The 25,827-nt window shown below is 34.2% G+C and carries 25 protein-coding genes and 1 pseudogene; 7 read left to right on the top strand and 19 right to left on the bottom strand.

What is annotated here, in order from left to right; all coding sequences use genetic code 11:
• Positions 1–23 precede the first annotated feature (23 nt).
• The 5 genes from M4I44_RS13800 to M4I44_RS13780 all read left to right on the top strand — a co-directional run bounded on the left by M4I44_RS13800 (position 24) and on the right by M4I44_RS13780 (position 4,529).
• On the top strand, positions 24–371 hold the full coding sequence (locus tag M4I44_RS13800) for a four helix bundle protein (RefSeq protein ID WP_089077995.1): 348 nt from the start codon (positions 24–26) through the stop codon (positions 369–371).
• Positions 372–469: 98 nt separating this feature from the next.
• Positions 470–1,831, top strand: a complete 1,362-nt coding sequence (locus tag M4I44_RS13795; RefSeq protein WP_017497123.1) for an exonuclease domain-containing protein — start codon at positions 470–472, stop codon at positions 1,829–1,831.
• A gap of 30 nt (positions 1,832–1,861) precedes the next feature.
• Positions 1,862–2,701, top strand: a complete 840-nt coding sequence (locus tag M4I44_RS13790; protein WP_017497124.1) for an ion transporter — start codon at positions 1,862–1,864, stop codon at positions 2,699–2,701.
• An 85-nt stretch (positions 2,702–2,786) separates the two neighbouring features.
• Positions 2,787–3,707 carry a tRNA (adenosine(37)-N6)-dimethylallyltransferase MiaA gene (miaA, locus tag M4I44_RS13785; RefSeq protein ID WP_249965037.1) on the top strand — a complete coding sequence of 307 codons (921 nt, stop codon included), beginning with the start codon at positions 2,787–2,789 and terminating at the stop codon, positions 3,705–3,707.
• Between the two features lie 75 nt (positions 3,708–3,782).
• Entirely contained in the window at positions 3,783–4,529 is a 747-nt protein-coding gene (locus tag M4I44_RS13780) for an acyl-[acyl-carrier-protein] thioesterase (protein WP_017497126.1), read from the top strand.
• A gap of 119 nt (positions 4,530–4,648) precedes the next feature.
• Here M4I44_RS13780 and M4I44_RS13775 read toward each other — a convergent pair whose 3' ends face one another.
• The 17 genes and pseudogenes from M4I44_RS13775 to M4I44_RS13695 form a co-directional block, all read right to left on the bottom strand.
• Positions 4,649–5,152: a M48 family metallopeptidase gene (locus tag M4I44_RS13775; RefSeq protein ID WP_017497127.1), complete on the bottom strand. Its 504-nt coding sequence runs from the start codon at positions 5,150–5,152 to the stop codon at positions 4,649–4,651.
• A gap of 75 nt (positions 5,153–5,227) precedes the next feature.
• Positions 5,228–5,917 (bottom strand): annotated as a pseudogene (prfH, locus tag M4I44_RS13770) (peptide chain release factor H).
• Positions 5,905–6,516, bottom strand: a complete 612-nt coding sequence (locus M4I44_RS13765) for a hypothetical protein (RefSeq protein WP_249965036.1) — start codon at positions 6,514–6,516, stop codon at positions 5,905–5,907. Before M4I44_RS13765 ends, prfH begins: the two are co-directional and overlap by 13 nt.
• Before the next feature lie 13 nt (positions 6,517–6,529).
• Entirely contained in the window at positions 6,530–7,921 is a 1,392-nt protein-coding gene (locus M4I44_RS13760) for an RtcB family protein (RefSeq protein ID WP_249965035.1), read from the bottom strand.
• Between the two features lie 3 nt (positions 7,922–7,924).
• Entirely contained in the window at positions 7,925–8,671 is a 747-nt protein-coding gene (locus tag M4I44_RS13755; protein WP_249965034.1) for a hypothetical protein, read from the bottom strand.
• A 614-nt stretch (positions 8,672–9,285) separates the two neighbouring features.
• Positions 9,286–10,002, bottom strand: coding sequence for a response regulator transcription factor (locus M4I44_RS13750; protein ID WP_249965033.1), 717 nt, complete (start codon positions 10,000–10,002; stop codon positions 9,286–9,288).
• 3 nt (positions 10,003–10,005) lie between these two features.
• Complete coding sequence (locus M4I44_RS13745; protein ID WP_017497134.1) at positions 10,006–11,592, bottom strand: sensor histidine kinase KdpD; 1,587 nt, start codon at positions 11,590–11,592, stop codon at positions 10,006–10,008.
• Between the two features lie 59 nt (positions 11,593–11,651).
• A complete protein-coding gene (gene coaE, locus M4I44_RS13740; RefSeq protein ID WP_249965032.1) occupies positions 11,652–12,248 on the bottom strand; it encodes a dephospho-CoA kinase in 597 nt (198 codons plus the stop codon).
• Between the two features lie 2 nt (positions 12,249–12,250).
• Entirely contained in the window at positions 12,251–13,249 is a 999-nt protein-coding gene (locus tag M4I44_RS13735) for a glycosyltransferase family 2 protein (protein ID WP_249965031.1), read from the bottom strand.
• Between the two features lie 127 nt (positions 13,250–13,376).
• On the bottom strand, positions 13,377–14,567 hold the full coding sequence (fabV, locus tag M4I44_RS13730) for an enoyl-ACP reductase FabV (RefSeq protein ID WP_089078004.1): 1,191 nt from the start codon (positions 14,565–14,567) through the stop codon (positions 13,377–13,379).
• A gap of 105 nt (positions 14,568–14,672) precedes the next feature.
• On the bottom strand, positions 14,673–16,325 hold the full coding sequence (gene recN / locus M4I44_RS13725; protein WP_249965030.1) for a DNA repair protein RecN: 1,653 nt from the start codon (positions 16,323–16,325) through the stop codon (positions 14,673–14,675).
• 49 nt (positions 16,326–16,374) lie between these two features.
• The gene (locus M4I44_RS13720) at positions 16,375–17,259 is read right to left on the bottom strand and encodes a DUF4835 family protein (RefSeq protein ID WP_017497139.1); all 885 of its coding nucleotides are present in this window, start codon (positions 17,257–17,259) and stop codon (positions 16,375–16,377) included.
• 74 nt (positions 17,260–17,333) lie between these two features.
• Complete coding sequence (gene coaBC, locus M4I44_RS13715; protein ID WP_249965029.1) at positions 17,334–18,548, bottom strand: bifunctional phosphopantothenoylcysteine decarboxylase/phosphopantothenate--cysteine ligase CoaBC; 1,215 nt, start codon at positions 18,546–18,548, stop codon at positions 17,334–17,336.
• Between the two features lie 9 nt (positions 18,549–18,557).
• Positions 18,558–18,875 (bottom strand): DNA-directed RNA polymerase subunit omega, encoded by a 318-nt coding sequence (locus M4I44_RS13710; protein WP_007807938.1) that lies wholly within the window; start codon positions 18,873–18,875, stop codon positions 18,558–18,560.
• Positions 18,876–18,884: 9 nt separating this feature from the next.
• On the bottom strand, positions 18,885–19,679 hold the full coding sequence (locus M4I44_RS13705; protein WP_017497141.1) for an outer membrane protein assembly factor BamD: 795 nt from the start codon (positions 19,677–19,679) through the stop codon (positions 18,885–18,887).
• Between the two features lie 138 nt (positions 19,680–19,817).
• Positions 19,818–20,699 (bottom strand): 4-hydroxy-tetrahydrodipicolinate synthase, encoded by an 882-nt coding sequence (gene dapA, locus M4I44_RS13700; RefSeq protein WP_249965028.1) that lies wholly within the window; start codon positions 20,697–20,699, stop codon positions 19,818–19,820.
• 16 nt (positions 20,700–20,715) lie between these two features.
• A complete protein-coding gene (locus M4I44_RS13695; protein WP_070908545.1) occupies positions 20,716–21,228 on the bottom strand; it encodes a hypothetical protein in 513 nt (170 codons plus the stop codon).
• A 47-nt stretch (positions 21,229–21,275) separates the two neighbouring features.
• Between M4I44_RS13695 and M4I44_RS13690 the strand changes: the two genes are divergently transcribed.
• A complete protein-coding gene (locus M4I44_RS13690) occupies positions 21,276–22,055 on the top strand; it encodes a 5'-nucleotidase C-terminal domain-containing protein (protein WP_249965027.1) in 780 nt (259 codons plus the stop codon).
• 27 nt (positions 22,056–22,082) lie between these two features.
• Positions 22,083–22,994, top strand: coding sequence for a bifunctional UDP-sugar hydrolase/5'-nucleotidase (locus tag M4I44_RS13685; RefSeq protein WP_017497145.1), 912 nt, complete (start codon positions 22,083–22,085; stop codon positions 22,992–22,994).
• Here the strand turns inward: M4I44_RS13685 and M4I44_RS13680 are convergent.
• A complete protein-coding gene (locus M4I44_RS13680) occupies positions 22,984–23,679 on the bottom strand; it encodes a lysoplasmalogenase family protein (protein WP_017497146.1) in 696 nt (231 codons plus the stop codon). The two genes, M4I44_RS13685 and M4I44_RS13680, sit on opposite strands and share 11 nt — an antisense overlap.
• Positions 23,666–25,672 (bottom strand): NAD-dependent DNA ligase LigA, encoded by a 2,007-nt coding sequence (gene ligA, locus M4I44_RS13675; RefSeq protein WP_017497147.1) that lies wholly within the window; start codon positions 25,670–25,672, stop codon positions 23,666–23,668. Before ligA ends, M4I44_RS13680 begins: the two co-directional genes overlap by 14 nt.
• Positions 25,673–25,827: the final 155 nt, after the last annotated feature.

Here is a 25,827-nt window from a genome sequence, read left to right as displayed (position 1 = left end):
GTTTCAAAAATCAATTCATATAAATGGAAAAAATATTCAATTTTGAGGATCGATTAGTTCGTTTTGCCGGAGAATGTATTTTCTTTACAAGACAATTAGAGAAGTTATTCGAAAATGAATATTACAAAAATCAATTGATTAGATCATCCGGAAGTGCTTCACTGAATTTTGGAGAAGCACAAGGTTCAATTACAGATAAAGATTTTATTTTTAAACTTTCTTTAGTTGTAAAAGAACTGAAGGAATCCAGAAATTCGCTAAAAATTTTAGATTATATAAAAGAAGGTGATAATAACAAAAGGGACAAACTTCTAATTGAAGTTGAACAACTTATCGCAATTTCATCAAAAATGATAATAAATAAAAGATAATTTTTCAATGACAATTACAATAGCAATTGCAAATTTCAATTTTTAATATTGATTTTTAGCATTGACATTGATTTTTGAAATTGATATTGACATTGAAAATGTACGCAATACTAGACATAGAAACCACTGGAGGCCAGTTTAATGAAGAAGGAATTACCGAAATAGCCATTTACAAATTTGATGGCCACGAGGTAATTGACCAGTTCATTAGCCTTGTCAATCCTGAAATTCCGATTCAGCCCTTCGTGGTGAAATTAACCGGAATCAATAATGCTATGTTGCGGTCTGCTCCTAAGTTTTTTGAAGTTGCTAAACGAATTATAGAAATCACTACAGATTGTATAATTGTAGCACACAACGCTTCTTTTGATTACCGAATTTTACGCACAGAATTCAGACGTTTGGGTTACAATTTTGAAGCCAGAACCCTTTGTACAGTCGAACTTGCCAAAAAATTAATTCCGGATCAGCCTTCCTATAGTTTAGGAAAACTGGTGCGAGCACTTGGAATTCCAATGGCAGACAGACATCGTGCCAGCGGAGATGCAATGGCAACAACCAAGCTGTTTAAAATGCTTCTGGAAAAAGACCTGGAAAAAACCATTGTAAAAGATTTCATCAAACTGGAAGTAGAAAAAGGAATTGCTCCAAAATTTCTGGATATTCTGGCACAAATGCCCGCAAAAACTGGTGTTTATTACATATATAATGAAGGTGGAACCCTAATCTACATTGGAAAAAGCCAAAACATCAAAAAAAGAGTCAATCAACATTTTACAGGAATTACCACCAAAAGCAAAAAAATTCAGGCAGAAGTTTTTACCATCACGTATGATGAAACGGGAAGCGAGTTAATTGCACTCCTAAAAGAAAGTGAAGAAATAAAAATAAATCGTCCAAAATATAATCGTTCACAACGAAAAACGATCTTTCAGTATGCTTTATATGCAGAAAAAGACACTAATGGTTATATCAATTTAAAGCTTGAAAAAGCAGACGGTCGTAAAAAAGAAATCACCTCATTTGGTACTTTGCAGGAAGGTAAAAATGCTCTGTTCAGATTTACGTCAAAATATCATTTATGCCAAAAGCTAACGGGACTTTATCAAACCAAAAAAGAGTGTTTTCAATATAAAATCAAAGAATGTGACGGTGCCTGTATTGAAGAAGTAACACCTGAAGTTTACAATGCTCGTGTACAACAATTTATCGCAGAAAACAGTTTCGAAAATAAAAGCATGATTTTGCTGGACAGAGGCCGAAATGTCAACGAAAGAAGCGCCATTTTAATTGAAAATGGCCTTTATAAAGGATATGCCTTTTACGATCTAAATTATCAAATTACAAACATCGAGATTCTAAAAAATATTTTAATTCCGATGCAGCATAATCGCGATGTGAAAAACATTATTCAGAGTTACCTCCGAAAGAGTAAATCAATAAAGGTTCTTCATTTTTAACACTGCAAAACTTTCCTTATCTTCGTGAGGATGAAAAAAATAAAATCAAAATACGAAATCTTCCGGGAAAAAGTCAAAATCATCCTCTACGGGACAGATACGTTTTTTGGAAAAATGTTTGATTTGGTTCTGCTTGGATTGATCTTACTAAGCGTTATTTTGATTATGATGGAAACCGTTCAGGGAATCAATCAAAAATACCATACTCAGCTTATTATCTGCGAATGGATTATCACCGTATTTTTCACCATTGAATATGTACTTCGAATAATTTCGATTCAAAAACCAATCCGATATGTTTTTAGTTTTTACGGAATTATTGATTTAATGGCAGTTCTGCCAATGTATTTATCAATATTTTTCCCCGGAGCAAGTGTCCTTTCCATAATAAGAGCCTTACGTTTCTTTAGATTGTTTAAAATCCTGCATATTCCGCAAATTTCACATCAGTCTATTCAACTTCGGGAAGCCATCGAAGCCAGTAAAGAGAAAATTCTTGTTTTTATTTACTTCGTATTGATCAGCACCATCATAATCGGTTCGATTATGTATCTGGTAGAAGGTAAAGAATCCGGCTTTACAAGTATTCCCATGAGTATTTATTGGACGATTGTTACTTTAACCACAGTAGGTTACGGCGATATTTCTCCACAGACTCCTCTCGGTCAGTTTATTGCTGCCTTTGTTATGATTTTAGGTTACGGAATTATAGCTGTTCCAACTGGAATTGTAACTGCTGAATTTGCAAAAAGCAGTCTAAAAAACAGTGTCGTAAGCAGCAAAAAAACATGCAAAAATTGCAATGCACAGGTACATTTTGATCATGCACAATATTGCTTTGAATGTGGAACGAAATTGCCGAACAATTAATTCAACGAAAATTCCTCCACCTCATTTTTATTAAAAGTTTAACCCTGCAAGTCTAAGGTTTTACCACCATTAAGACTAAAAAAATATGAAATATCTAATTACCATCGTCGGACCAACAGCAATAGGCAAAACAGCTTTAAGCATTGCTCTGGCACAACATTTTAATTGTGAGATAATCTCCTGCGACAGTCGCCAGTTTTTTAAAGAAATGACAATTGGTACCGCAGTTCCTACTCCCGAAGAATTACAATCAGCGACACATCATTTTATACAGAATAAATCTATTTTCGAAAATTATACTGTTGGTGACTACGAAAAAGAAGCGCTTTTAAAACTAGAGGAGTTATTCTCAATAAATGATTTCGCTATATTGATTGGCGGTTCAGGATTGTACGTTGATGCCATTTTAAAAGGATTCGATGAATTTCCGGAAATTGATCCTGAGATCCGTTCTGACATAAACGCAAACTACGAAAAACTAGGAATCAATTATCTGCAGGAGCAATTACAAAAACTGGATCCTGATTATTATCAAAAACTCACCGTAGAAAACCCGCAAACACTCCAGAATCCACAAAGAATGATGCGTTTTACAGAGGTCTGTATTGGAACACAAAAGCCTTACTCTTCTTTCTTAAATCAGAAGAAAAACAATCGAAACTTTATTCCGATTTTAATAGGTTTAGAAGCCGACAGAGCTGTAATTTACAACCGCATCAATCAGCGTGTAGATCTGATGATGAATGAAGGATTATTGGAAGAAGCCAAAGCTTTGCATCCCAACAAAACGTTAAATGCGCTTCAAACAGTCGGGTATCGCGAATTATTTAGTTATTTTGACGGAGAATTCCCGTTGCCATTTGCCATCGAAGAAATCAAGAAAAATACCAGACGTTTCTCAAAAAGACAACTTACCTGGTTCAAACGAAATGAAGCTACCAAATGGTTTGATTACGCGACAGACAGAAAAGAAATTATAGATTATATAGAGAATTCTTTCAAGTAAAAATCATTCTCTGTATTCTTTACTCTATTTTCTAAATCAATCTAAAATCAACAATCTAAAATCTAAAATTCAGCAATGCCAATATCTCCTAATTTTACTTCCATTCTAAGCAAAGACTGGGAAATCAATTTTACACAATGTACACCAAATGGTTTTCTAAAGTACACTGATTTATGCAACATTCTGCAATTGACAGCTGCTGCACATTCTGAAATTGGAGGCATCAGCTTTACGGATATGCAGGAATTTGATCAGGCCTGGGTCTTAAGCCGTATGCGTGTAGAAATTACTGCTTTACCAAAATGGCGAGATATTGTTACGGTAACCACATGGATCAACAGTTTAGAAAATTCTCGTTCCGTTCGTGCTTTAGAGATACACGCAAACGGAAAAAAAATAGTAGGATGTGAAACGTACTGGGCTGTTTTTAATACACAATTACGACGTCCGGAAGCTTTAGCTCTGCCTTACGAACATTTTGAATTGTATCCGGAGAAACGCGCTACTACAGAAGGTTTTTCAAAAATAAATATCACTCACGAAAAAGAAGCTATTTTTGAAAAAACAGTTTACCTCTCTGATCTGGATATTGTAAATCACGTCAATAATGTCAAGTATCTGGAATGGTGTCTCGATCACGTTGACCCGAAAAGAATCCTTAAACAGGAAGTAAAAAGTTTTGAAATGAACTTCATGAAAGAACTTTCCCTTCAGGATAATGTAATCATTCACGAGGGCGAAAACGACAATCAAACTATATCAACATTCAGCATTACCAAAGGGGAGAAAACATCTTTTGCTTTAAAATTACACTGGAAATAAAAGAAGATTAAAAAAGCGATTTTTTATTACTCAACCATTATCAGGTGTATTTAAAATTTGATTCCGTATCATGAAAATAAAAAACGATGCAGGGTTGCATCGTTTTTTATTCAATCAAGTTACTTTGATTTTTTCTTCTTCTTTAACAAATCCATCTTACCTTCAATTCTTTTCTCTACTTCCCTAATGTTGCATTCAAAAGCAAATTGCAACGTACATAGTTTGGCTTTTTTAATTTCTTTTAATGCTAATCCAAACTGTTGCTGCGCTTCATAAAGAATTGCTTTTTTGACAAAAATTTCAGATTTGTTTATTCCTTTTACTGTTAAAGCAAAATCAATTAATTTTTCTGCCTCTTCAAAATCTTCATTCAAAATTAAAGTTTGTACATAATGCGGATATATTTCAAGTGCATGAATATTTATTGCTAAAGCTTCCTGAAAATACCATTTGGCTTCTTCATAATTCCATAATTGTTCCGCCTGAATCCGTCCATACAAACAGAAAACCATCGTATTCTTAGCATCATATGAAAATGCATAATCTAAAGATTCAATCGTCTCTTCTAATGAATAAGGATAACTGTCCAGCGCCTGAAAGAGATATTTATCTATTGTTTTCATTTTACGTATCGATATTTATTGTTTTTTTGGTCACATATAATTCGCATATCATCGTTGTTTTTTGTGACCAACTTTTTAATTATGCTCATTTCGCAAATCTGTTTTTAACTTCTGACGCGTTCCTTTATAACTCTTCTCTGTTTTACTCTTTTTAAAATCAGTTCCGGTAAAAACTCTGATCGGATTCCCCCGCTGAATGTTCAGCTGATTTTCCCATTGTTTTCCAACATGGTTTTAAAGTTGCTGTAAAGTTTCGTCTTCCAGTTTTTTTAATAATCGTTCTGTTGCCAGTTTTTTATTCTGATGCTGTGAACGGCTGTCCATTGCAACAACAGCAATTCCGGTTGGAACGTGAGTTGCTCTGATTGCCGAACTCACCTTGTTTACATGCTGTCCGCCAGCCCCCGAACTTCGCATGGCCTGATACTGAATGTCACTTTCTAAAAATGATGCATTCTGTTGTGGTTCAATCTCAAAAATGCCAATAAACCAATTTTTACGTTTGTGCATTTTCCTAAACTGACTTTGTCCAATCCATTGAATAGTTCCAGTCCAGGAAGCTGCAAATTGAGTGGCTTTTTTACCTTTTACTGCAATTGTTGCCGTTTCAATTGTTCCATTCTCCTGGCCCACTTCTCGCTGAAGCAAAGTCGTTTCTAATTGCTCTTCCTGTGCTTCTTCCAAAACTTTTTTAAGTACCTGAGCCACTACCCAGGTACATTCTGCTGGTCCCCGACCCGCTGTTATCTGAATTATTTTTTCCATTTTTCTATTATCTTAAGAAGCTTTTCTCTGTTTTTAGCTTCCTTTATAAATTTTGGAAGTCTTGAAACCATTGTACTGTTACCGCTTCCATTATTATTTCTTTCTCTTAATTCCGCTTCAATGTATCTTCCTAAATAATCAATGTGCTGCTGGTTATAAGCCCAAAAAACAGCTGTTCCCACTTCTTTTTGAAACCAAAGCGGCAAATTGTAATAATGCTCTTTAACTAAGCCGTCATCCCTTTTTGAATTCTTCAAAACCTTTTCCACTTTTGGTTTCCATTCTTCCTGAAAATTACAATGCGGACATCTTGTTTTATATACTTTCGGTTTGTCTTTTAAGGGCTGTGATTTAAATTCATATCTCTCATAGCATTGATTACAATGTGCTTTGCCATAAGCAATGTATTGATAAACGGGGCTGTCAAGTTTCAGAAAGCAATCTTTACATTCAAAAACTTTAGTGCAACAATGCCCACACTCACATCCTTCTGAAAGTTTACTTTTTACCTTAGCTTTAGAATCACATTTCGGACACCTTACTAAAATCTCGTTTATAAAACTTTCTAAAAACTTATTCTCATCCTGAAATCTTTTCATAATCTTTGTTTTTTTATCGGTCCATTCTAACAATCTTTGGTGTGAAAGTTCCCAGAACTTCAACCAAATCACTTTGATTTGACATCACTTTAGTAATGTCCTTGTACGCCATAGGTGCTTCATCAATATTTCCTCCAATCAAGGTAACCTCATTCGCTTTTAATACCTTTTTAATTTCACTTTGCGTAAAAGTGCTTTTACACTTCGCTCTCGAAAATAAACGTCCGGCACCGTGAGACGCAGAGTTTAAACTCTCAGCATTACCTTTACCCTTCACAATGTAACCAGGGGCGGTCATCGATCCGGGAATAATTCCTAATTGCCCTTCTCCCGCGGGCGTTGCACCTTTTCTATGTACAATACACTCCTGACCGTTTACCATTTCTTTCCAGGCAAAATTGTGATGGTTTTCAATCGTGACCACTACCCTTTTTCCAATAGCTTTAGCAATTCGTCTGTGAATATCATCGTGACAAGCTTTTGCATATTCACCGGCTAAATTCATAGCAAGCCAATATTCCTGCCCGTCATGCGTATTCAAATCCAACCAGGCCAAATGCTGCACATTTTTTGGTAACGGACATTGTTTTGTCGCCAAATAGGTATAATGTTTAGCGATATTTGCTCCTAATCCTCGAGATCCACTATGCGATAAAACTGCGAAATACTCCCCTTTTTCAAGCTTCCACTCGTTTTCAGGATTTTCAATTTTAGCAATTCCGAATTCAACAAAATGATTTCCTCCACCTGAACTTCCCAACTGCTTATACGCCTTAGGTAAAAGATTTTTCAATAATGGAATATCCTGAAATTCACTTTTGTAAAAAACATCATGATCTACTCTTGAAGCATGAGTTTCATACATTCCAAATTTGGTATTGTCCTTCAAAATAGTTTCTAATTGATGTTCTTTACCTTTAAAATGAGAAGCTGGCAAGTCAAAAATCGAAAGACTCATTCGACATCCAATATCCACTCCAACTCCATAAGGAATTACCGCATTATCTGTTGCCAAAACTCCTCCAATGGGCAATCCATAGCCCGAATGCGCGTCCGGCATTAAAGCACCTGCAACCGAAATTGGCAATTTTAATGAATCATACAATTGATATTTCGCCTGTTCATCAATCTCATTTTCGCCAAAAATTTTGAAGGGAGCTCTTGTTGTTTTCAACTGATGCATTCTTACCTGCACCGGCTTTATTAAACCTTCAGCCACCTTGCCCCAAGTACCATTTCCTTCGTACTTTTCGGGATTCAGCAGAACATCTTTTGCTTCGGTTAGAATAGATTCTTTTTTCTCTCTTTTTCTATATCTGTTTATTTGCCCTAAGGCAATATTTATTGAATTGTTTTTTGGAAACCCCAATTTAATCAGGTCTTTTCCGGATAATTTATTTCCCATGATTTAGATCATTTCGTCTACATATTGCTGATACAATGCCTGTAGACTTTTATTTTTAATTGGACTTATCTCTTTTGGATTCTCTTTTTCGTAGTAACTCCATTTATGAGAAGTGCCATTTATTAATCTGTTTATTTTATATCTCAGATGATTGTTTACAATATAATTGTCTATAAACTGAATTTGACTTTCCAAATCAGAATCAACCATTTTGGCATGTGTTATCGTATAAGGACTAACACGCAGTACATATCGCCAGGGCTCATTGAATACATAGTGAATTTTGTATCGTTTACAATTGCTGCACCAGCGTTCTCTTTTATAAAAATGTACTTTTTCTTTTTCGGTTAATTCGAGTTTTGAACTTTTCCATTCCCATTCTGAAAATTCTTTTACAGTTTGGATATTTTCTACATACACATGCTTTCTTTTTCTCTTTTTCTTTCTTTTAAAAGATTTTTCAGGAGAAAACTGCCATGTATTTATTTTTTCCAATAATTCTGTGTAAAATGAAGCTTCACTTGATCTGGCGACATCATCTCTTAATTTAAAATTACGCTGCCATCCTTTCTGATAAGGAACTTCTAAAGCTACCAATGGTAAATTTCTACGCTTTTTCCAAAGGTCAACTTCAAGTTTTCTTAACTCAATTAATTGTTTTTCAAAATCTTCTTTAATTAATCGTCTTTTCTTTCTTTTACTTTTAAAACGAGCACATAAAGCATACTCGTCTACCGTATAATTTTCCATAAAAAAATTATAGTGCATTAAATTAACAGCCCAGTAGGCTTAGCATTTTATCCTTGAAGGATAAATAAAATCGATTTTTCGGGAAAATTTGAAGTGTCTAGAATAAAAAAAAGCCCGAAACTAAATGTCTTCGGGCTTTTATATATCTAAAAATATATTTCTAAGATTGAAATAAGCCACGAAGAAGCACTGCACCAAAATTGTTTGATGTGAAGCTCTGAGATGTAGATGTAAATACAAACATTTTTTCTTCGTTTTTAAAGGGTTATTAATTTTTTCGTCTGCAAATATTCAGAATACTTTTTCGATTTTCCAAATTTATTTTAAGAAAAATCAGTACAAAAAATTTATTCATATTATTCTTAAAGCCAAAAAAAAGACTACAGAACTCAAAATCAAAAAGATAGAAATCGTATTTTAAGAATATTTTTCTTGATATTTTTTTACTTAACCGCAAAGAATGCAAAGGAAAAAACGCGAAGTTCGCGAAGCTACAAAACTAAATCGTTGCGAACTTTGCGAAAATCGTTGCGTGCCTCGCGGTTAAAATTCTGCATAAAAAAAGTCCTGATTTCTCAGGACTCTAATATTTTTTTGTTTGGTTATGTTTTTTGTTATTCTGTAACTTTGCTTTTAACAACAAGTCTGAAACCTTCACCGTGAATGTTTAGAATTTCAACATCTTCGTCAGCTTTTAAGTATTTTCTAAGTTTAGCAATGTAAACGTCCATACTTCTGGATGTAAAATAGTTATCGTCTCTCCAGATTTTAGTTAAAGCTAATTCCCTTGGCATTAAATCATTTTCATGAAGAATCAACATTTTAAGCAATTCGTTCTCTTTTGGAGACAATTTAATTGGCTCTTCGTCCTGGAAAGTCAGGAATCTTAGTTTTGAATTTAAATGGAATTTACCAATATTGAATTCGAACTGTACATGCTCTGCTTTTGTATCAGCAGATTTTCTTTGAATAATTGCTTTTATTTTCATCAATAAAACCTCAGAATCAAAAGGCTTATTCAAATAATCATCAGCACCAGCTTTGTATCCTTTTAATACATCTTCTTTCATAGACTTAGCTGTTAAGAAGATAATTGGCACTTCGCTGTTCTTTTCTCTAATCTCCTTGGCTAAAGTATAACCATCTTTATAAGGCATCATCACATCAAGAATACATAAATCATATACATCTTTCTTGAATTTTTCGAAACCTTCCATACCGTTTTTAGCTAAAGTAACTTCAAAGTCATTTAACATTAGATAATCTTTAAGAACTGCCCCAAAATTAAGGTCATCTTCTACTAAAAGTATTCTTTTGTTATTATTTTCCATATTTTAATTTATTAATGGTATTTTTATTATAAAGGTGCTACCTTTTCCTTTCTCGCTTTCAACATATACTTGACCATTATGGTCCTCTACTATTCTTTTCACATAAGCCAGACCTAGCCCGTGTCCTTTTACATTATGTAAATCTCCTGTATGTTCTCTGTAAAATTTCTCAAAAACTCGTTTTTGAGCTACCTTACTCATACCAAGACCATTATCTTTTACTTTTATCAGAATCATGTCTTTGACATTTTCTGTAAAAATTTCTATTTCAGGCGTACCCGGAGAATATTTTATGGCATTCTCCAAAATATTAACCAACACATTTGTAAAATGCACTTCGTTGATCAGACAGGTTGTTCTCGCTGCATTAAAATGTTTGGCTACACTTCCTCCTCTGTCTTCTAAAATTAAATTTACATGTTCAATTGCATCATCAATGATATCATGAATAGCAGTTGGTTCTTTTGTAATATCCAGTTCTCTCTTTTCCAGTTTAGAAATACGAAGCACGTTTTCTACCTGAGCATGCATTCTTTTATTTTCATCCCGGATCATTTGAAGATAGCGATACACTTTTTCTTTATCTTCAATTATCTTAGGATTTTTAATAGCATCTAATGCCAGATTAATTGTCGCTATCGGCGTTTTAAACTCATGCGTCATGTTATTTATAAAATCGGTCTTGATTTCAGAAATATGTTTTTGACGTAACAATTGATTTAGTGCACTGGTATAAGCAACTATAATAATTAATGTAAAAATTATTGACAGTATGGTAATACTTAATAATTCTGACAATAAGAATTTCTTTTTATGCGGAAATGTAATAAACAATTCATATTTACTATTTCCTTCATTATCTGTATAAATTGGCACGTGGTAACTTGCGTCTTTATCGTAATGAAATCCATCCGATCTTACTTTCGTCGCAAGACCATTGTTGAGAACTCCGTATTCAAATTTGGTTTTTACACCATATTCTTCCAGTTCTTTCTTTAAGAGTTTTTGAAGTTTATCCTTTGTAATTCTACCTTCTATAGGCGTCAAAGAAGCAACGTCTTTGTACTGAATTTGCTGTTGAACTTTATTTAAAATATCAAGACTTCCAGATTTTTCGATTTTTAAATCAGGTATAATACTTTGTCCTAAAGCATTATTGTCAATATTATTGTTATTGTTGTATACTTCTGTAACTCTTTTTGAACTAAAGTTTTTAAATCTTTCGCTGCTAAATTTTTTATTAAAAATCGAGCCGCTAATATCATAATCTTCAGATGTAAGCGTATTAGAATAAACTATTGTTTTGTTTGTTTTTGCGTTTCTTTGAATGTAAAAAACCTGAAGTAAGTCTTCTTTTTTAGGTGTTTTACCGGTACTGTCTTTAATGCGGTTGTATTTATCGTAAAAACTGTATTCTTCCTGCTGCTCCAATTTATCAGCAACATTCCCAATTACCTGAGTAACATGATATTTAAACTGCTCATCGTTGTTTTTGAACGAAGAATTAAACCAGTATACCTGCACCAAAATTATCCCTATTAAGGACAAGCTCATCAATAAAACAAGTAATCTAAAAAATAATTTATTCATCGAAACAAAATTAATATTTTAACAATATACTAAATAATACATTAACCAAATATTAACATTTAAGACTGATTTTGTTTTATATTTAAAATTTTAAGAATTTTAACAACTTCTTCTCTAGCAATTTTAAGATTACTGTTATTAATAACAAAATTGCTTAAAGAAATTCGTTTTTCATCATCCCACTGCATTTTCATTCGACTTAAAACTTGCTCTCGTGTGGTTTTATCACGCTTAATAACTCTTTCAATTCTCATCTCTTCGGGAGCTGTAACGGTTACTATAACATCACAATCTTTATAACGGCCGCTTTCAAACAAAATTGCAGCTTCGTAAATTACATAGTGGTATTTTTTGTTTTTCAACAACCAAAGCTCGAAGTCTTCTTTAACAGCCGGATGTACGATAGCATTTAATGTTGCCAGTTTATCAGCGTCATTAAAAACAATCTCGGCTAATTTAGCTCTGTTTAAAACATCATTTTCAAAGAGCGAGTCTCCAAAAGCAAGTTTAATTTGTTTCACAATCTTTTCAGACTGCATTACTTTTTTGGCTTCATCATCGGCGATATATAAGGGTACTCCCATTTCTGCAAAGTAGTTTGCAATAGTGGTTTTTCCACTTCCTATTCCGCCTGTCAGGCCAATAATTTTAGCCATACCTATATTTTAAAAAACATATTTGGAAAAGCCTCCTGGGGTTTTTTCTTTAAAATAATAACTTTCAGGAACGATTTTAGAAATCCTGTCCCGTAACCATAAAATTGCTTCCATACTGCAATTACAGATAAATATCCAATTTTAATGCTTTTATTCTGAATAGTGGCTGTCAGAAAAATTACCACGAAATATACAAAATATAATTGTAATAGGATATCAATATTGAAAATTAATAGTAAAAAAGCTAATAATAATCCTACGATAAAAACGGTAGGAAAAAAGAATGTTAGTTTATTATGTTCCGGATACCAGCTGTTTAATATTGGTCTGGCGATTCCAAATTTATTCACCTGAATTGAAAACTTTTCCCAGTCAATTCTTCGCTTATGATATACATACGCTTCCGGGAACAATCTGGTTTCAAATCCCAGGTTCCATAAACGAATAGAAAGATCAGGATCTTCTCCCGGGTGAATGTTTCCAAACCCTTTTGAAGCAATAAAAGCTTTCTTTGAAATTCCCATGTTAAAACTTCTCGGCTGAAATTTATTGATTTTTTCAGAGCCTCCGCGAATTCCTCCTGTAGTCAAAAATGAAGTCATCGCAAAGTTAATGGCTTTCTGAATATCCGAAAAACTATCTAATGCCTTATCCGGCCCTCCAAAACAATCCACATAACCCTCATTAAGCGCTTTTCGAACCTCGGTCAGGTAGTTAGAAGGAATGATACAATCAGAATCAAAAATGATAAAATAATCCCCTCTGGCCTTCTGCATTCCAAAGTTTCTGGAATCTCCCGGCCCTGAATTTTCTTTAAAATAGTACGATATATTCAATTTCCCCTGATAGTTCATCACGACATCTTTACAAGGTATTGATGATCCGTCTTCGACAAGAACAATTTCAAAGGCTTCATTATAATCGGATTTAGACAAACTTTCTAAAAGTTCATCTACTTCATCCGGACGATTATACACGGGTATAATTAAAGAAAAAATCATAGCGATCACGCGGTATTAAAGTGGCAATATTTTAAATTTCAAAATTTTAACAAAGATATGTTATATTCATAAAAAAACCATTCGTCGCAACGAATGGTTTTCATATCTAGTAGTATTTTTTTCTTTTTTATTTGATACTTTCAATTTCTACAACTTCATTCGCTTCGGCAGCATAATCTACACCTGCAAATTCAAATCCAAACAGATTCAAGAAGTCATTTCTATATCCGGCTAAATCTCCAATTTCAGGTAATGTTTCGGTTGTAGCCTCTAACCAAAGTTTTGCCACTTTAGCCTGCACATCCTCACGCATTTCCCAATCGTCAATTCTGATTCTTCCTTTTTCATCTACAGGAACTTCTCCTCCATTGTACAATCTGTCCTGAAACAAACGTTGGATTTGCTCGATACAACCTTCGTGAATTCCCTCCTCTTTCATTGTTTTGTACAAAAGAGAAATATACAATGGAATAACCGGTATTGCAGAACTTGCCTGAGTTACCAAAGCTTTGTTTACAGAAACGTAAGCTTTTCCACCAAGAGATTTAAGATTATCTGTAATAGAGAATGCTGTAGCTTCTAAATCATCTTTTGCACGACCAATTGTACCTTTACGGTAAACTGCTTCTGTTAATGATGGTCCAATATAAGAATAAGCCACTGTTGTAGCGCCTTCAGCTAATAAATTCTCTGCTTTTAGGGCATCCATCCACATTGTCCAGTCCTCACCTCCCATTACAGCAACTGTATTGGCAATATCTTCTTCATTTGCCGGAGCAATAGAAACTTCTGAAACGTTTCCAGTATGAAAATCAACTGTTTTATTGGTAAAAGTTTGTCCGATTGGTTTTAAAACCGAACGGTGTAAAACTCCTGTAACCGGGTGCTGACGCACCGGAGAAGCTAAACTGTAGATTACCAAATCAACCTGACCTAAGTCAGCTTTGATTAAATCTAAAGTTTGTCTTTTTATTTCGTTTGAAAAAGCATCTCCGTTGATACTTTTTGCATATAAACCTGCTTTGTGAGCTTCTGTTTCAAATGCTGCAGAATTATACCATCCTGGTGAAGCTGTTTTTCCTTCAACCGGTGGTTTTTCAAAAAATACTCCAATTGTTGCAGCATCAGATCCAAAAGCACTTGTAATTCTTGAAGCCAATCCGAAACCTGTTGAAGCACCAATAACTAAGACTTTTTTTGCACCAGCAATTGGTCCTTTTGATTTGATATATTCTATTTGATTTTTAACATTTTGCTCGCTGCCTTTTGGGTGGGCTGTCAAGCAAATAAATCCTCTCATTCTAGGTTCTATAATCATATTTTTGTTTTTTTCGTATTTTAAACAATCTTTAAAAATATAAAAATTGTATTTTATTTACGTTTGTTTAATTCGCTTTTAAGATGACAAATATAAATTATTTCTTTAGTTCAACAAGGCCTTAGCATGATTTAAAGCCGAATCAGAGACAACTGCTCCGGATAACATTTGAGCAATTTCTATAACTCTTTCTTCCTGAGACAATAGCTTAAGTTCTGATTGTGTATCCTCATCAACCGTTGATTTAGAGACTTTAAAGTGCGAATCTCCTTTGGCTGCAATTTGAGGCAAATGGGTGATGGCAAAAATTTGCATTGTACCACTCATTTCTTTCATAATTTCTCCCATTCTAATGGCAATTTCTCCTGAAACCCCGGTATCAATCTCATCAAAGATTAAGGTTGGAAGTTTTGAATATTGCGCTAAAATCGCTTTGACTGCCAGCATAATACGTGACATTTCCCCTCCTGAAGCTACTTTTTTCAGCAAGCCGAAATCAGTTCCTTTATTTGCTGAGAATAAAAACTGCAACTCATCTTTTCCGTTTTGGAAATAGGTCTCAGAGGACAAAAGCTCCATATTGAAACGCACATTTGGCATTCCCAATGTCTCTAATATTGACACTAACTTTTGTGACAAAACCGGAATTGCATTGATTCTATTCTGATGAATAGCTTCCGCAAAAGCGTCTAATTCTGTAACTTTTTGCGCTATTGATTCTGACAAAGCAGTAATTTCTTCTCCAATATTATCCAATTCCACCAGGGAATTTTCTAATGTCGTTTGTATTCCGAGCAATTCATCAACAGACGTTACTTGATGCTTTTTTTGCAAATTATAAATTAGCTGTAATTTTTGACTCACCAATTCTAATTGTGCGGGATCATTTAAAAGTTTTTCAGAGGCGTTTTGCAATTCTTTTGAAACATCATCAAATTCAATGGCTAAACTGGTAATCCTTTCAAAAACATTTTGGTATTCCGGTGAAAAAAGCGCAATTTTCTGTAGTGCCGTTTTTATTTCATTCAGACTGTGGAAAACACCAAATTGCTCTTCATTGGCAATTGCTAATGATTTATCCATAGCTTCTTTAATAATTTCAACATTGTTCAGTTTTTCAAAATCAGCCTCCAATTCTTCCTGCTCTCCTGATTTTAATTTTGCAGTAACCAATTCATTTAACAAATAGGTATTGTATTCCTGCTCTTTTCCTGAATCACTTTGTTTTTTCAGCAAAGCATTTAGTTTGGACTTATCTGATTTATATCCTTTCAAAACATCCTGATACGATTGAATCACTTCTCCATTATTAGCAATAGCGTCAATAATTTTAAACTGAACTCCCTCGTCTGATAATTCCTGAGTCTGCTGTTGTGAATGAATATCAATCAAAAACAAGCTCAGATCCTGCAATTCCTGCAGATTTACCGGACTATCATTAATAAAAGCTCGCGATTTTCCTGAAGGCAAAATTTCTCTTCTAATAATAGTCTCGTCTTCATAATCGAGATCATTTGCTGTAAAAAACTCTTTCAGGTTGTATTTAGAAATTTCAAACTGTGCTTCGATAACACATTTTTCTTCTTTATTTTTTAGTGAAGTTAAATCGGCTCTTTTTCCTAAAACCAATCCTATCGCTCCTAATATAATAGATTTACCCGCACCTGTTTCACCAGTAATAATAGAAAAACCTTTTGAAAAATCTATAGTTAATTTTTCAATCAGTGCATAGTTTTTAATCGACAAGGACGTTATCATAGAAAATTTGGGAAATATAAAAATTAATAAAGAGAGTAATTAAAATGGCCTAAAATTTAATCTGCGACCATTTGGCGGTATTCAACGGAGATACTTTATTTAAGACATCGGTCAGATCTGTAATCGGAATACTTGGTCCTCCAGAAAATATGGAGACAATTTCGTCTGATTTAGCATCAAAAAACACTCTCGTTAAAAAGGCGTTGGGTTTTACCGAATTCAATTTTCCGATAAGTATCAAGGCTGATTTGATTTTTTCTTTTGAGGCTTTCAAATCCTGACTCATACCATCTAAGCCGTTATGGTACATGAACATGGTTTGACGTAAATCGCTGTACATTGGTGAAATCATATCGGTAATCAAATAATAACGGTTTTGAACTCCGTCTGACTGGCTCCAGCCTTTTGACCCTCCTTGTTGTGCTACACTTGCAATATTCTGAGCGGTTTCAAGATATTGACTTCCTGCTCCCATTTGAAAGCTATCTGCGTCCATCGCTAAAATTAAATAACTGTAAAAAGAAACCACAGATACTAGATTAGACTCAAACGTGGTCGGATTAAACAACAAAGGCTCGTATTCAATATATCTGAAGTTGAAATCTTTATCGTTGTAATTTAATATTGGTGAAGAATACGTAGAATTATAAATCAATCGTGAGGATTGCACCTGAATGGTACCCGAAAACTGATCAGAACTGTTTGACGACAGTGTAATATACATCGAGCAATTGATTCGCTCATTTTGTTTTAAGACTGTTCCCGTCCAATCTGTTTTATTTACAAACTCCGACAACGAAGTCTGAAGTGTTTTAAACACCTGCTGATTGGGATTGGGTAATCTTTCTGTATTAATAGTTACAGTGCAATTTAGCTGCTGTGCTTGTGTAAAGCCAAAGATTAAAAATGCTAAAAAAGTAACTAGTTTATTCATACGAAAGATATTATTTTGATTACAGCATATAACAGACTTACTATCCTTGTTATTGCTTTGTTTACTCTAAATCTTTATGATTTCTCAAAATGCAAAACCACTTTATTTAAAATATCAACAGCAACAGATTCTTTTGATTTTAATTCCATCGGTTCGATTTTAAAATCCTGATCAATAAAGGTTACTTTATTGGTTTCTTTTTTAAAACCGGCTCCTTCATCCTGTAAGGAATTTAGAACAATCAAATCTAAGTTTTTTTTCTGAATTTTCAGCTTCGCATTTTCAATTTCATTCTCGGTTTCCAATGCAAATCCAATTAAAAACTGATTTTTCTTTATCGCTCCTAATGAAGCCAGAATATCTTTTGTTTTTTCAAGTTCAATCGAAAATTCATCTGCCGCTTTCTTAATCTTTTGTAAAGCGACTACTTTTGGCCTGTAATCGGCTACTGCGGCTGCAGCGATTGCCACATCAACATCATTAAAATACTCATGACAGGCATCATACATGTCTTGCGCCGAAACTACATTGATCACTTCCACTAAACCATTTTTAGCTTTATAATGTGTTGGTCCTGCAACCAGAATCACCTGAGCACCTAAGTTTGCTGCTTCATTTGCCAGATCAAAACCCATTTTTCCCGAAGAATGATTTCCTATAAAACGCACAGGATCGATTGCTTCGTATGTTGGACCGGCAGTAATTAGTATTTTTTTTCCTTTTAAAGGCAGTTTACTTTCTAAATCGGCTTCCAGAAAGGTTATAATATTTTCGGGTTCAGCCATTCGTCCTTCTCCGGACAGACCACTGGCTAACTCACCGCTTTCAGCCGGAATCATAATGTTTCCAAAACTTTTTAAGGCCGTAAAACTAGATAAAACTGAAGGATGCTTGTACATATCCAAATCCATTGCCGGTGCAAAATAAACCGGGCATTTGGCTGATAAATAAGTAGCTACTAAAAGATTATCACTGTTCCCTGTTGTCATTTTAGACAAGGTATTGGATGTTGCAGGTGCAATCAGCATCAAATCGGCCCAAAGAGCCAAATCAACGTGATTGTTCCAGACAGCATCTTCATCATCCTGATTAAAGAAACTGGAATGTACCGGATTTTTTGATAGTGTAGATAAGGTAAGTGGAGTTACAAAATCCTTAGAAGCAGGTGTCATTATCACTTGGACATGTGCACCTGCTTTTATAAAGAGTCGTACTAATGAGGCTGTTTTATAGGCTGCAATTCCACCAGAAACCCCTAGTAAAATTTTCTTCCCGTTTAAAACTGACATTATACTATATTATTTATTTGAACCTCTGTGGTATGTTTTACCGTCTAACCACTCCTGAACTGCTAAAGCGTGAGGTTTTGGTAATTTTTCGTAAAATTTAGAAACTTCGATTTGTTCTTTATTTTCAAAAACTTCTTCAAGACTGTCATTATAAGTAGCAAACTCTTCCAATTTCTCTGTCAATTCTTTTTTAATTTCAGAGTTAATTTGATTTGCTCTTTTAGCCATAATGGTAATTGCTTCATACACATTTCCTGTTGGCTCTTCAATAACTGTTTTATTGTAAGTTATTGTATTTACAGGAGCATTCGTCTTTTTTAAATCCATGACTTTATTTTATTTAGTAAATTTTTGTAAATCTGTTTCCACTCTGGCATTCATTTCATCTGCCTCTTTTTTATACTTCGTAGCACCATTAAACTTAATCAAGTTTCCATAAGCCACTTTAGCCACATTTAAACGCTCTTCCATTTTTGAAGGAATACTGTTTATTGCTAATTTATATGCTGAATCGTATTTATAAAACAATGCATCTTCTTTTAACGGTGTTCCCGGAAAATCAGCAATAAAATTATCAAAAGCGATTAATGCTGATTTGTAATCAGAAATTGTATTGTATCCTTTCGCGTTTTCGTATGCTTTTTTCTCCAGTTTACCATTTAAAACTTTTACAGCTTCGTTTGCCTGAGCGATATACTCAGAATTTGGGTAACTTTCGATAAAAGTTTGTAATTTTTCTAAGGCTTTTACAGTGTCTGTCTGATCCAGACTATAAACAGGCGCTAATTTAGAATAGCTATACGCTCCCAAAAAAGCAGCTTCCTGAACTTTTTCACTTCTAGGGTAACCTGAAACGAAACTCTCAAACTGGTAACCCGCTAAGTAATATTGCTTTGTTTTGTAATACGATTGTGAGAACATGTAAAATAATTTCTCTGCCTGAGGTTTCCCTCTGTAAGAAGATGCCAATTGTTCAAAAAGACGTATGGCTTTTGAATATTTACCTGCATCATACATTTTCGTTGCAACTTCGAATTTTGCAGCAACATCATCGTTCTTTAATGCCTTTTGGTATTCGCTACAAGAACAAAAAAGGACAACAATAATTAACAGAGATACTATTTTTTTCATTTTCTTACTTTTATTATGATTTCTTAGACAATTGTGCCAAAGCAAAATCACACCGAAGTTTCGGTGGCAAATTTAGTTATTAATTTAGCTACTACAAAATATTTTTTGGTATATGATAGAATACCGACAATCTCATGCTTATTTTATGCTGTTTTTCACAAATTCATTCAATCTGCCTGCTAATGAATCATCAACAGCTACTAATGGCAAACGTACTGTATTCTCAGCAATACCAAGGGCTTGAAAAACTTGTTTGATTCCGGCAGGATTTCCCTGCTCAAAAATCATATCAATACAATCAGATAAAAGATACTGTGTTTTAAACGCTTCAGTTACCTTTTTATTGAGTCCTAAACGAATCATTTCTGTAAATTCTTTTGGAAAACCTTGTCCGATAACCGAAATTACCCCTGCTCCACCTGCCAAAACAATTGGTAAAGCAATCATATCATCTCCTGAAATAATCAAAAAACCTTCTGGTGCATTTTTAATCAACTGTAAAGCCTGAACCATATCTCCGGCAGCTTCTTTAATCGCTACCACATTACTAAAGTCATTCGCCAAACGAATTACTGTTGACGGCAACATGTTACTGGATGTTCTTCCCGGAACGTTATATAAAATCACAGGAATTGGAGAAGCTTCTGCAATAGCTTTAAAATGCTGATAGATCCCTTCCTGTGTTGGCTTGTTATAATAAGGAGAAACAGAGAGTATGGCTTCAAAAGCAGAAAAATCTCCTGTTTTTAATTCCTCTACAATTTGCATGGTATTATTTCCACCAACTCCAAGTACCAATGGCAGTCTTCCTTTATTAGTATCGATAACCGTTTTAATCACCAGTTCTTTTTCGGCTTGTGTCAGAGTAGCATTTTCTGCCGTTGTTCCCATAACTACAAGATACTCAACACCACCGTCTATCGAAAAATTAACGATGCGCTGTAAAGCTTCGATATCTACTGAAAAGTCTTTTTTAAATGGGGTTACAAGCGCAACACCAGTTCCTATTAATGATTGCATATTCTACTTTATAATTTTATTTTATACTCTTTAAATATCTAAACAATTCGTGCACGAAAAGTTTGTAATTCTTTATAGCAGTATCAATCATCCATCGATTTAATTTTTCATCTACTGATGCGAATCCTACTTTAAACTTCGCTTTTGACTTGGCAGTTATCAGCATCAAAATGGCCGTTTCAATATCATAATAACTAATCAAAAGATCAAATTCTGTTTTTATAAATTCATTTAAGAAACCTTCTGTAATTTCCCCCTTCCAATTGACGCTTTTTCGTCCAAAAGTTGGTCTTGAATACGTTTGTTTCTCGCTAAATTTACTTCTGTACACTGCAATTTTGATATTCTCAGGAGTAATTCCTTTCGAGATCAATTCCTTTATCAGGTCTTCTGAATGATCAAATCTACTTTCATCAATCAGTAAACCAATTGTTTGCACATTACTTGTAAATACTTCGTTTTTGACATTATTCAAGTTATTTTTTAATGATTTTTTTACAAAAAATTCCTTTATATAATTTAAAAACATAGTACTTTTACCAGATTACAAAATTAATTATTTAAGTCGCATTTAAGATGGTAAAACTAAAAAAGTATAACGGAGTTTTGAAACTTTTTGTTATATTCTTAACACTTTTTTTTATATTTTCCTGTAGCCAGAAAAATTATAATCTAACAAAAATTGAAGGAAAGCAACTTCCGATAACTGAAAAAGGAACTGAAACTCCTGCAATTGAGAACTTTATTAAACCTTATCGTGATCATATTAATAAGGATTTAGATAATATTCTAGCTTATTGCCCTGAAACTCTTGATAAAAGTACAGGGAAATGGCAAACCAGTATTGGTAACCTTATGGCTGACGTTTGTGTTAAAAGAGGAAACCTGGTTTTTGAGGCACGCGAAAAGAAAAGTATTGACTTGTGCTTACTAAATCATGGTGGTATCCGAGCTATATTGCCTAAAGGAAATGTAACTAACAGAACAGCATTTGAAATCATGCCTTTTGAAAACAGTATGGTGGTTATGGCTTTAAAAGGAGATCAGATTTTAGAAATGACTTCCTATATTATTAAGGCGCAAAAAGCACAGCCTTTATCGGGTATGACTTTTACTATTGCAAAAGACAAGACTGCAAAGAATATTATGATTCAGGGAAAGCCACTTGATCTTAATAAAATTTACTATGTAGCAACAAATGATTATTTGGCAAATGGCGGAGACAGTATGTCTTTTTTCGCAAAAAGTGTTCAAAAATATGATCTGAACTACAAACTGAGAGATGTATTAATTGACTACTTTAAAGAAGTTGATACGATTCCGGTAGCAAAAGACATTCGAATTACAGAAGAATAAAAATCCCATTTCGCAAAAACATACAAAATGAAAAGAAGAGAATTTATCGAAAAAACAGCTGCAAGTACTGCCTTATTAAGTTTAGGTTTGTCGTTGAGCAGTTTTGAAAATAACGATATCAAACACTTAACCATTCTACATACTAACGATGTTCACAGTCATATTGATCCATTTCCGGCTGATGATCCTCGTAATCCAAACAAAGGCGGTGTCTCACGCAGAGCTGCACTTATAGAAACGATTCGTAAAGAAAATCCAAATGTACTTTTATTGGATGCCGGCGATATTTTTCAGGGAACTCCTTATTTTAATTATTATGGAGGGGAATTGGAATTTAAACTGATGAGTATGATGAAGTACGACGCATCGACTATTGGAAACCACGATTTCGACAATGGTCTTGACGGATTACACGCACAAATGCCTCACGCTAGTTTTGATTTTATCTGCTCGAACTACGATTTTAAAAATACGGTGATGAACGGTCTTGTAAAACCGTATAAAATTTTCAATAAAAACGGAATTAAAGTAGGTGTCTTTGGTTTAGGAATCGAGCTTGCCGGCCTAGTTGACAAACAAATGTACAAAGAAACAGTCTACAACAATCCTGTAGAAATTGCGCAGGACATGACGCAATTGCTAAAGAAAGAAGAAAAATGCGATTTGGTTGTTTGTCTGTCACATCTTGGATACAAATACAAAGACGATGAATCTAAAATTTGTGATTTAAAACTGGCTGCACAAACTCAGGATATCGATTTGATTATTGGAGGCCACACACATACTTTCTTAGACAAACCAACTGTTGTAAAAAACAAAGCCAATCAGGATGTTTTGGTGAATCAGGTAGGCTGCTACGGAATCAATTTAGGAAGAATAGACTTTTACTTCGATAAGAACAAAGCTCACACTAACGAAGGGAAATCAATTATTGTTTAGCGTTTTTCTTTTTTTTGGTTTTCGTTTTTTCCAGGAAATACTCGACCATAAAAAAGTATGCTAAAATTTGAGTGACATCCCGGATCAATACCAGGACTACGGAATAGGAAAAGTATTCATTGAAAATATAGAATATATCTGAAAAGATATAGGAAATTGCCATTAATGACATGAGTAACGCTAAGTAGGTTCCTTTTGTAATATAACTAATGAAGGACAAACAACTTAACACACTTAAGACAATTCCGTAGATCATATAGATCAAACTAAATCGTTTCATATTATCAAATTGCATTCCTAGTGCTGATACTAAGAGATATACAATAAAAATAACTACTATAGAAACTGGAAGAAAATCTTTTTTTTCCAGTTTTATTTTTTCATGCCCTCCCAGATAAAGTCGGATAATTAAAAGGTAAACGACTAAAAAACACAAGACTCCCCCTAGTTCAGAACTTTCAATATCCATTAGATTAAACACCTGGCCAATAAAGCTGAATAAAAAGATAACCCCTTCGATTTTCCCAATATTGAATTCGGTGCTAATCAAAAAATAAATAAAAATCGAAGGAATTACAATGGCTTTGGCATAAGTCGCAAATAAAAACAGCTCGGTCCAATCAAAAATGGCCGTGCACAATAATGCTAAAAAAAATAAAATCAACGACGGTTTATTCGCTTTCATTTAGTTTGTTTATAAAATCTTCTTCAGACAGAATAGGGATATTTAATTTACTGGCTTTTTCTAATTTTGCCGGTCCCATATTATCTCCTGCGACAACAAAATCCGTTTTTGCCGAAATAGAGCTTCCTACCTTACCACCATTGTCTTCAATAGTTTTCTTCAATTCATCTCTGGAGAATTGAGTAAAAACTCCCGAAACCACAAATGTTTTTCCGATAAATTTTTCGGTAGCATTCGGGTTTATCTTCTCTACAATTTCAAACTGAATGCCGTAACTTTTGAGACGGTCTATAATTTCCTGATTCTCTTTATTCTCAAAAAACTCAATTACACTTTTGGCAATTCTTTCTCCAATTTCATCTACCAAAATCAAATCCATCAAGGTGGCCTGACGTAATGCATCAATATTTTTATAATGTTTCGCCAGTTTTTTGGCTACCGTTTCCCCTACAAAACGAATTCCTAAGGCAAAAAGAACGCTCTCAAATGGGATTTCTTTTGATTTCTCTACTCCTTTTACCAGATTCTCGGCAGATTTTTGTGCCATTCTCTCTAAAGGTAAAATATCTTCTACTTTTAATTCATACAAATCGGCATAATTGTGCACCAATCCATTGTTGAAAAGCAAAGCAACTGTTTCGCCACCAAGCCCTTCAATATCCATTGCTTTTCTTGAAATATAATGTTGAACCCTTCCAATAATCTGCGGTGGGCACCCATAAAAGTTAGGGCAATAATGATTGGCTTCTCCTTCATTTCGAATCAATTCGGTTTGACATTCCGGACAATGCGTGATGTATGCAGTAACTTCTGAATCTTCGGGGCGTTTGGACAGGTCGACGGCAATTATTTTTGGAATGATTTCTCCTCCTTTTTCTACAAAAACGGTGTCATTGATTCTGATATCCAATTTTTCAATCTGATCTGCATTGTGCAAAGAGGCTCTTTTTACAATGGTTCCGGCCAGTTGTACCGGTTCTAAATTGGCTACAGGAGTTATTGCTCCCGTACGGCCTACCTGATATGAAATAGACTGAAGTGTGGTCGAAACCTGTTCTGATTTGAATTTATAAGCTATGGCCCAACGTGGAGATTTTGCAGTGTATCCTAATTCTTCCTGATGCTGAATACTGTTTACTTTTACGACTACACCATCGGTTTCGTAAGGTAAATTATGACGGTGTACGTCCCAATAATCAATGAAGTCGAAAACTTCCTGCATATTTTGCACCAGTTTTGCTTCGTTAGGCACTTTGAATCCCCAATTTCTGGCTGATTCCAATCCTTCAAACTGGGAAGTAAACGGGAGATTGTTTCCTGTAACAAAATACAATAAACATTCTAACGGACGTTTGGCAACCTCAGCACTATCTTGTAATTTCAAACTTCCTGAAGCTGTATTTCTGGGATTTGAATACGGTGTTTCACCAATTTCAATTAGATCCTGATTCATTTTTTCGAAACCGGCAAAAGGCAGAATTATTTCTCCTCTAATATCAAATTTATCCGGATAGTTCCCTTTTAATTGTAAAGGAATCGATTTTATGGTTTTGATGTTGTTGGTTACCTCATCTCCCTGAAAACCGTCTCCTCGTGTTAAAGCCTGAACCAGTTTTCCGTTTTCATAAGTAATACTGATCGAAGCTCCGTCGTATTTTAATTCGCAGGTATATTGCAGATCAACATTTCCTAAAACTTTCTGAATTCTGGCTTCCCAATCCAGTAAATCTTCTTTAGAATAGGAATTATCCAAAGAGTACATTCTGTATTGGTGTGCAATTGTTTTAAAATTCTTGGTCACGGCACCTCCTACTCTTTGAGTTGGGGAATTTTCATCAAAAAACTCAGGATGTTTATTTTCTAAATCCTGAAGTTCCTTTAACTTAATATCAAAATCATAATCAGAAATTGTAGCGTTGTCTAACACGTAATAATTGTAATTGTGCTGATTAAGTTCGTTTCGTAAAGTCTGAATTGTTTCTTGAATACTCATAAGATTTTAAAATACCGGAGGTTTTGATTTTGAATAATTGAATACCAAAATTAGGATTATTTTTGTTCAAAAACAGTAAAATCCAAAAGTTTTATAAACTCAAAAATCAAGTTGCAAAAAGATGCAACTTGATTTTCTTCCTGCCCATTCTTCTT

The sequence above is a fragment of the Flavobacterium sp. B183 genome, from assembly GCF_023539155.1.
Lineage (GTDB): Bacteria > Bacteroidota > Bacteroidia > Flavobacteriales > Flavobacteriaceae > Flavobacterium > Flavobacterium tructae.
The sequence above is the reverse complement of the archived record's forward strand: the minus strand, read 5'-3'. Positions and strand labels throughout refer to the sequence as shown.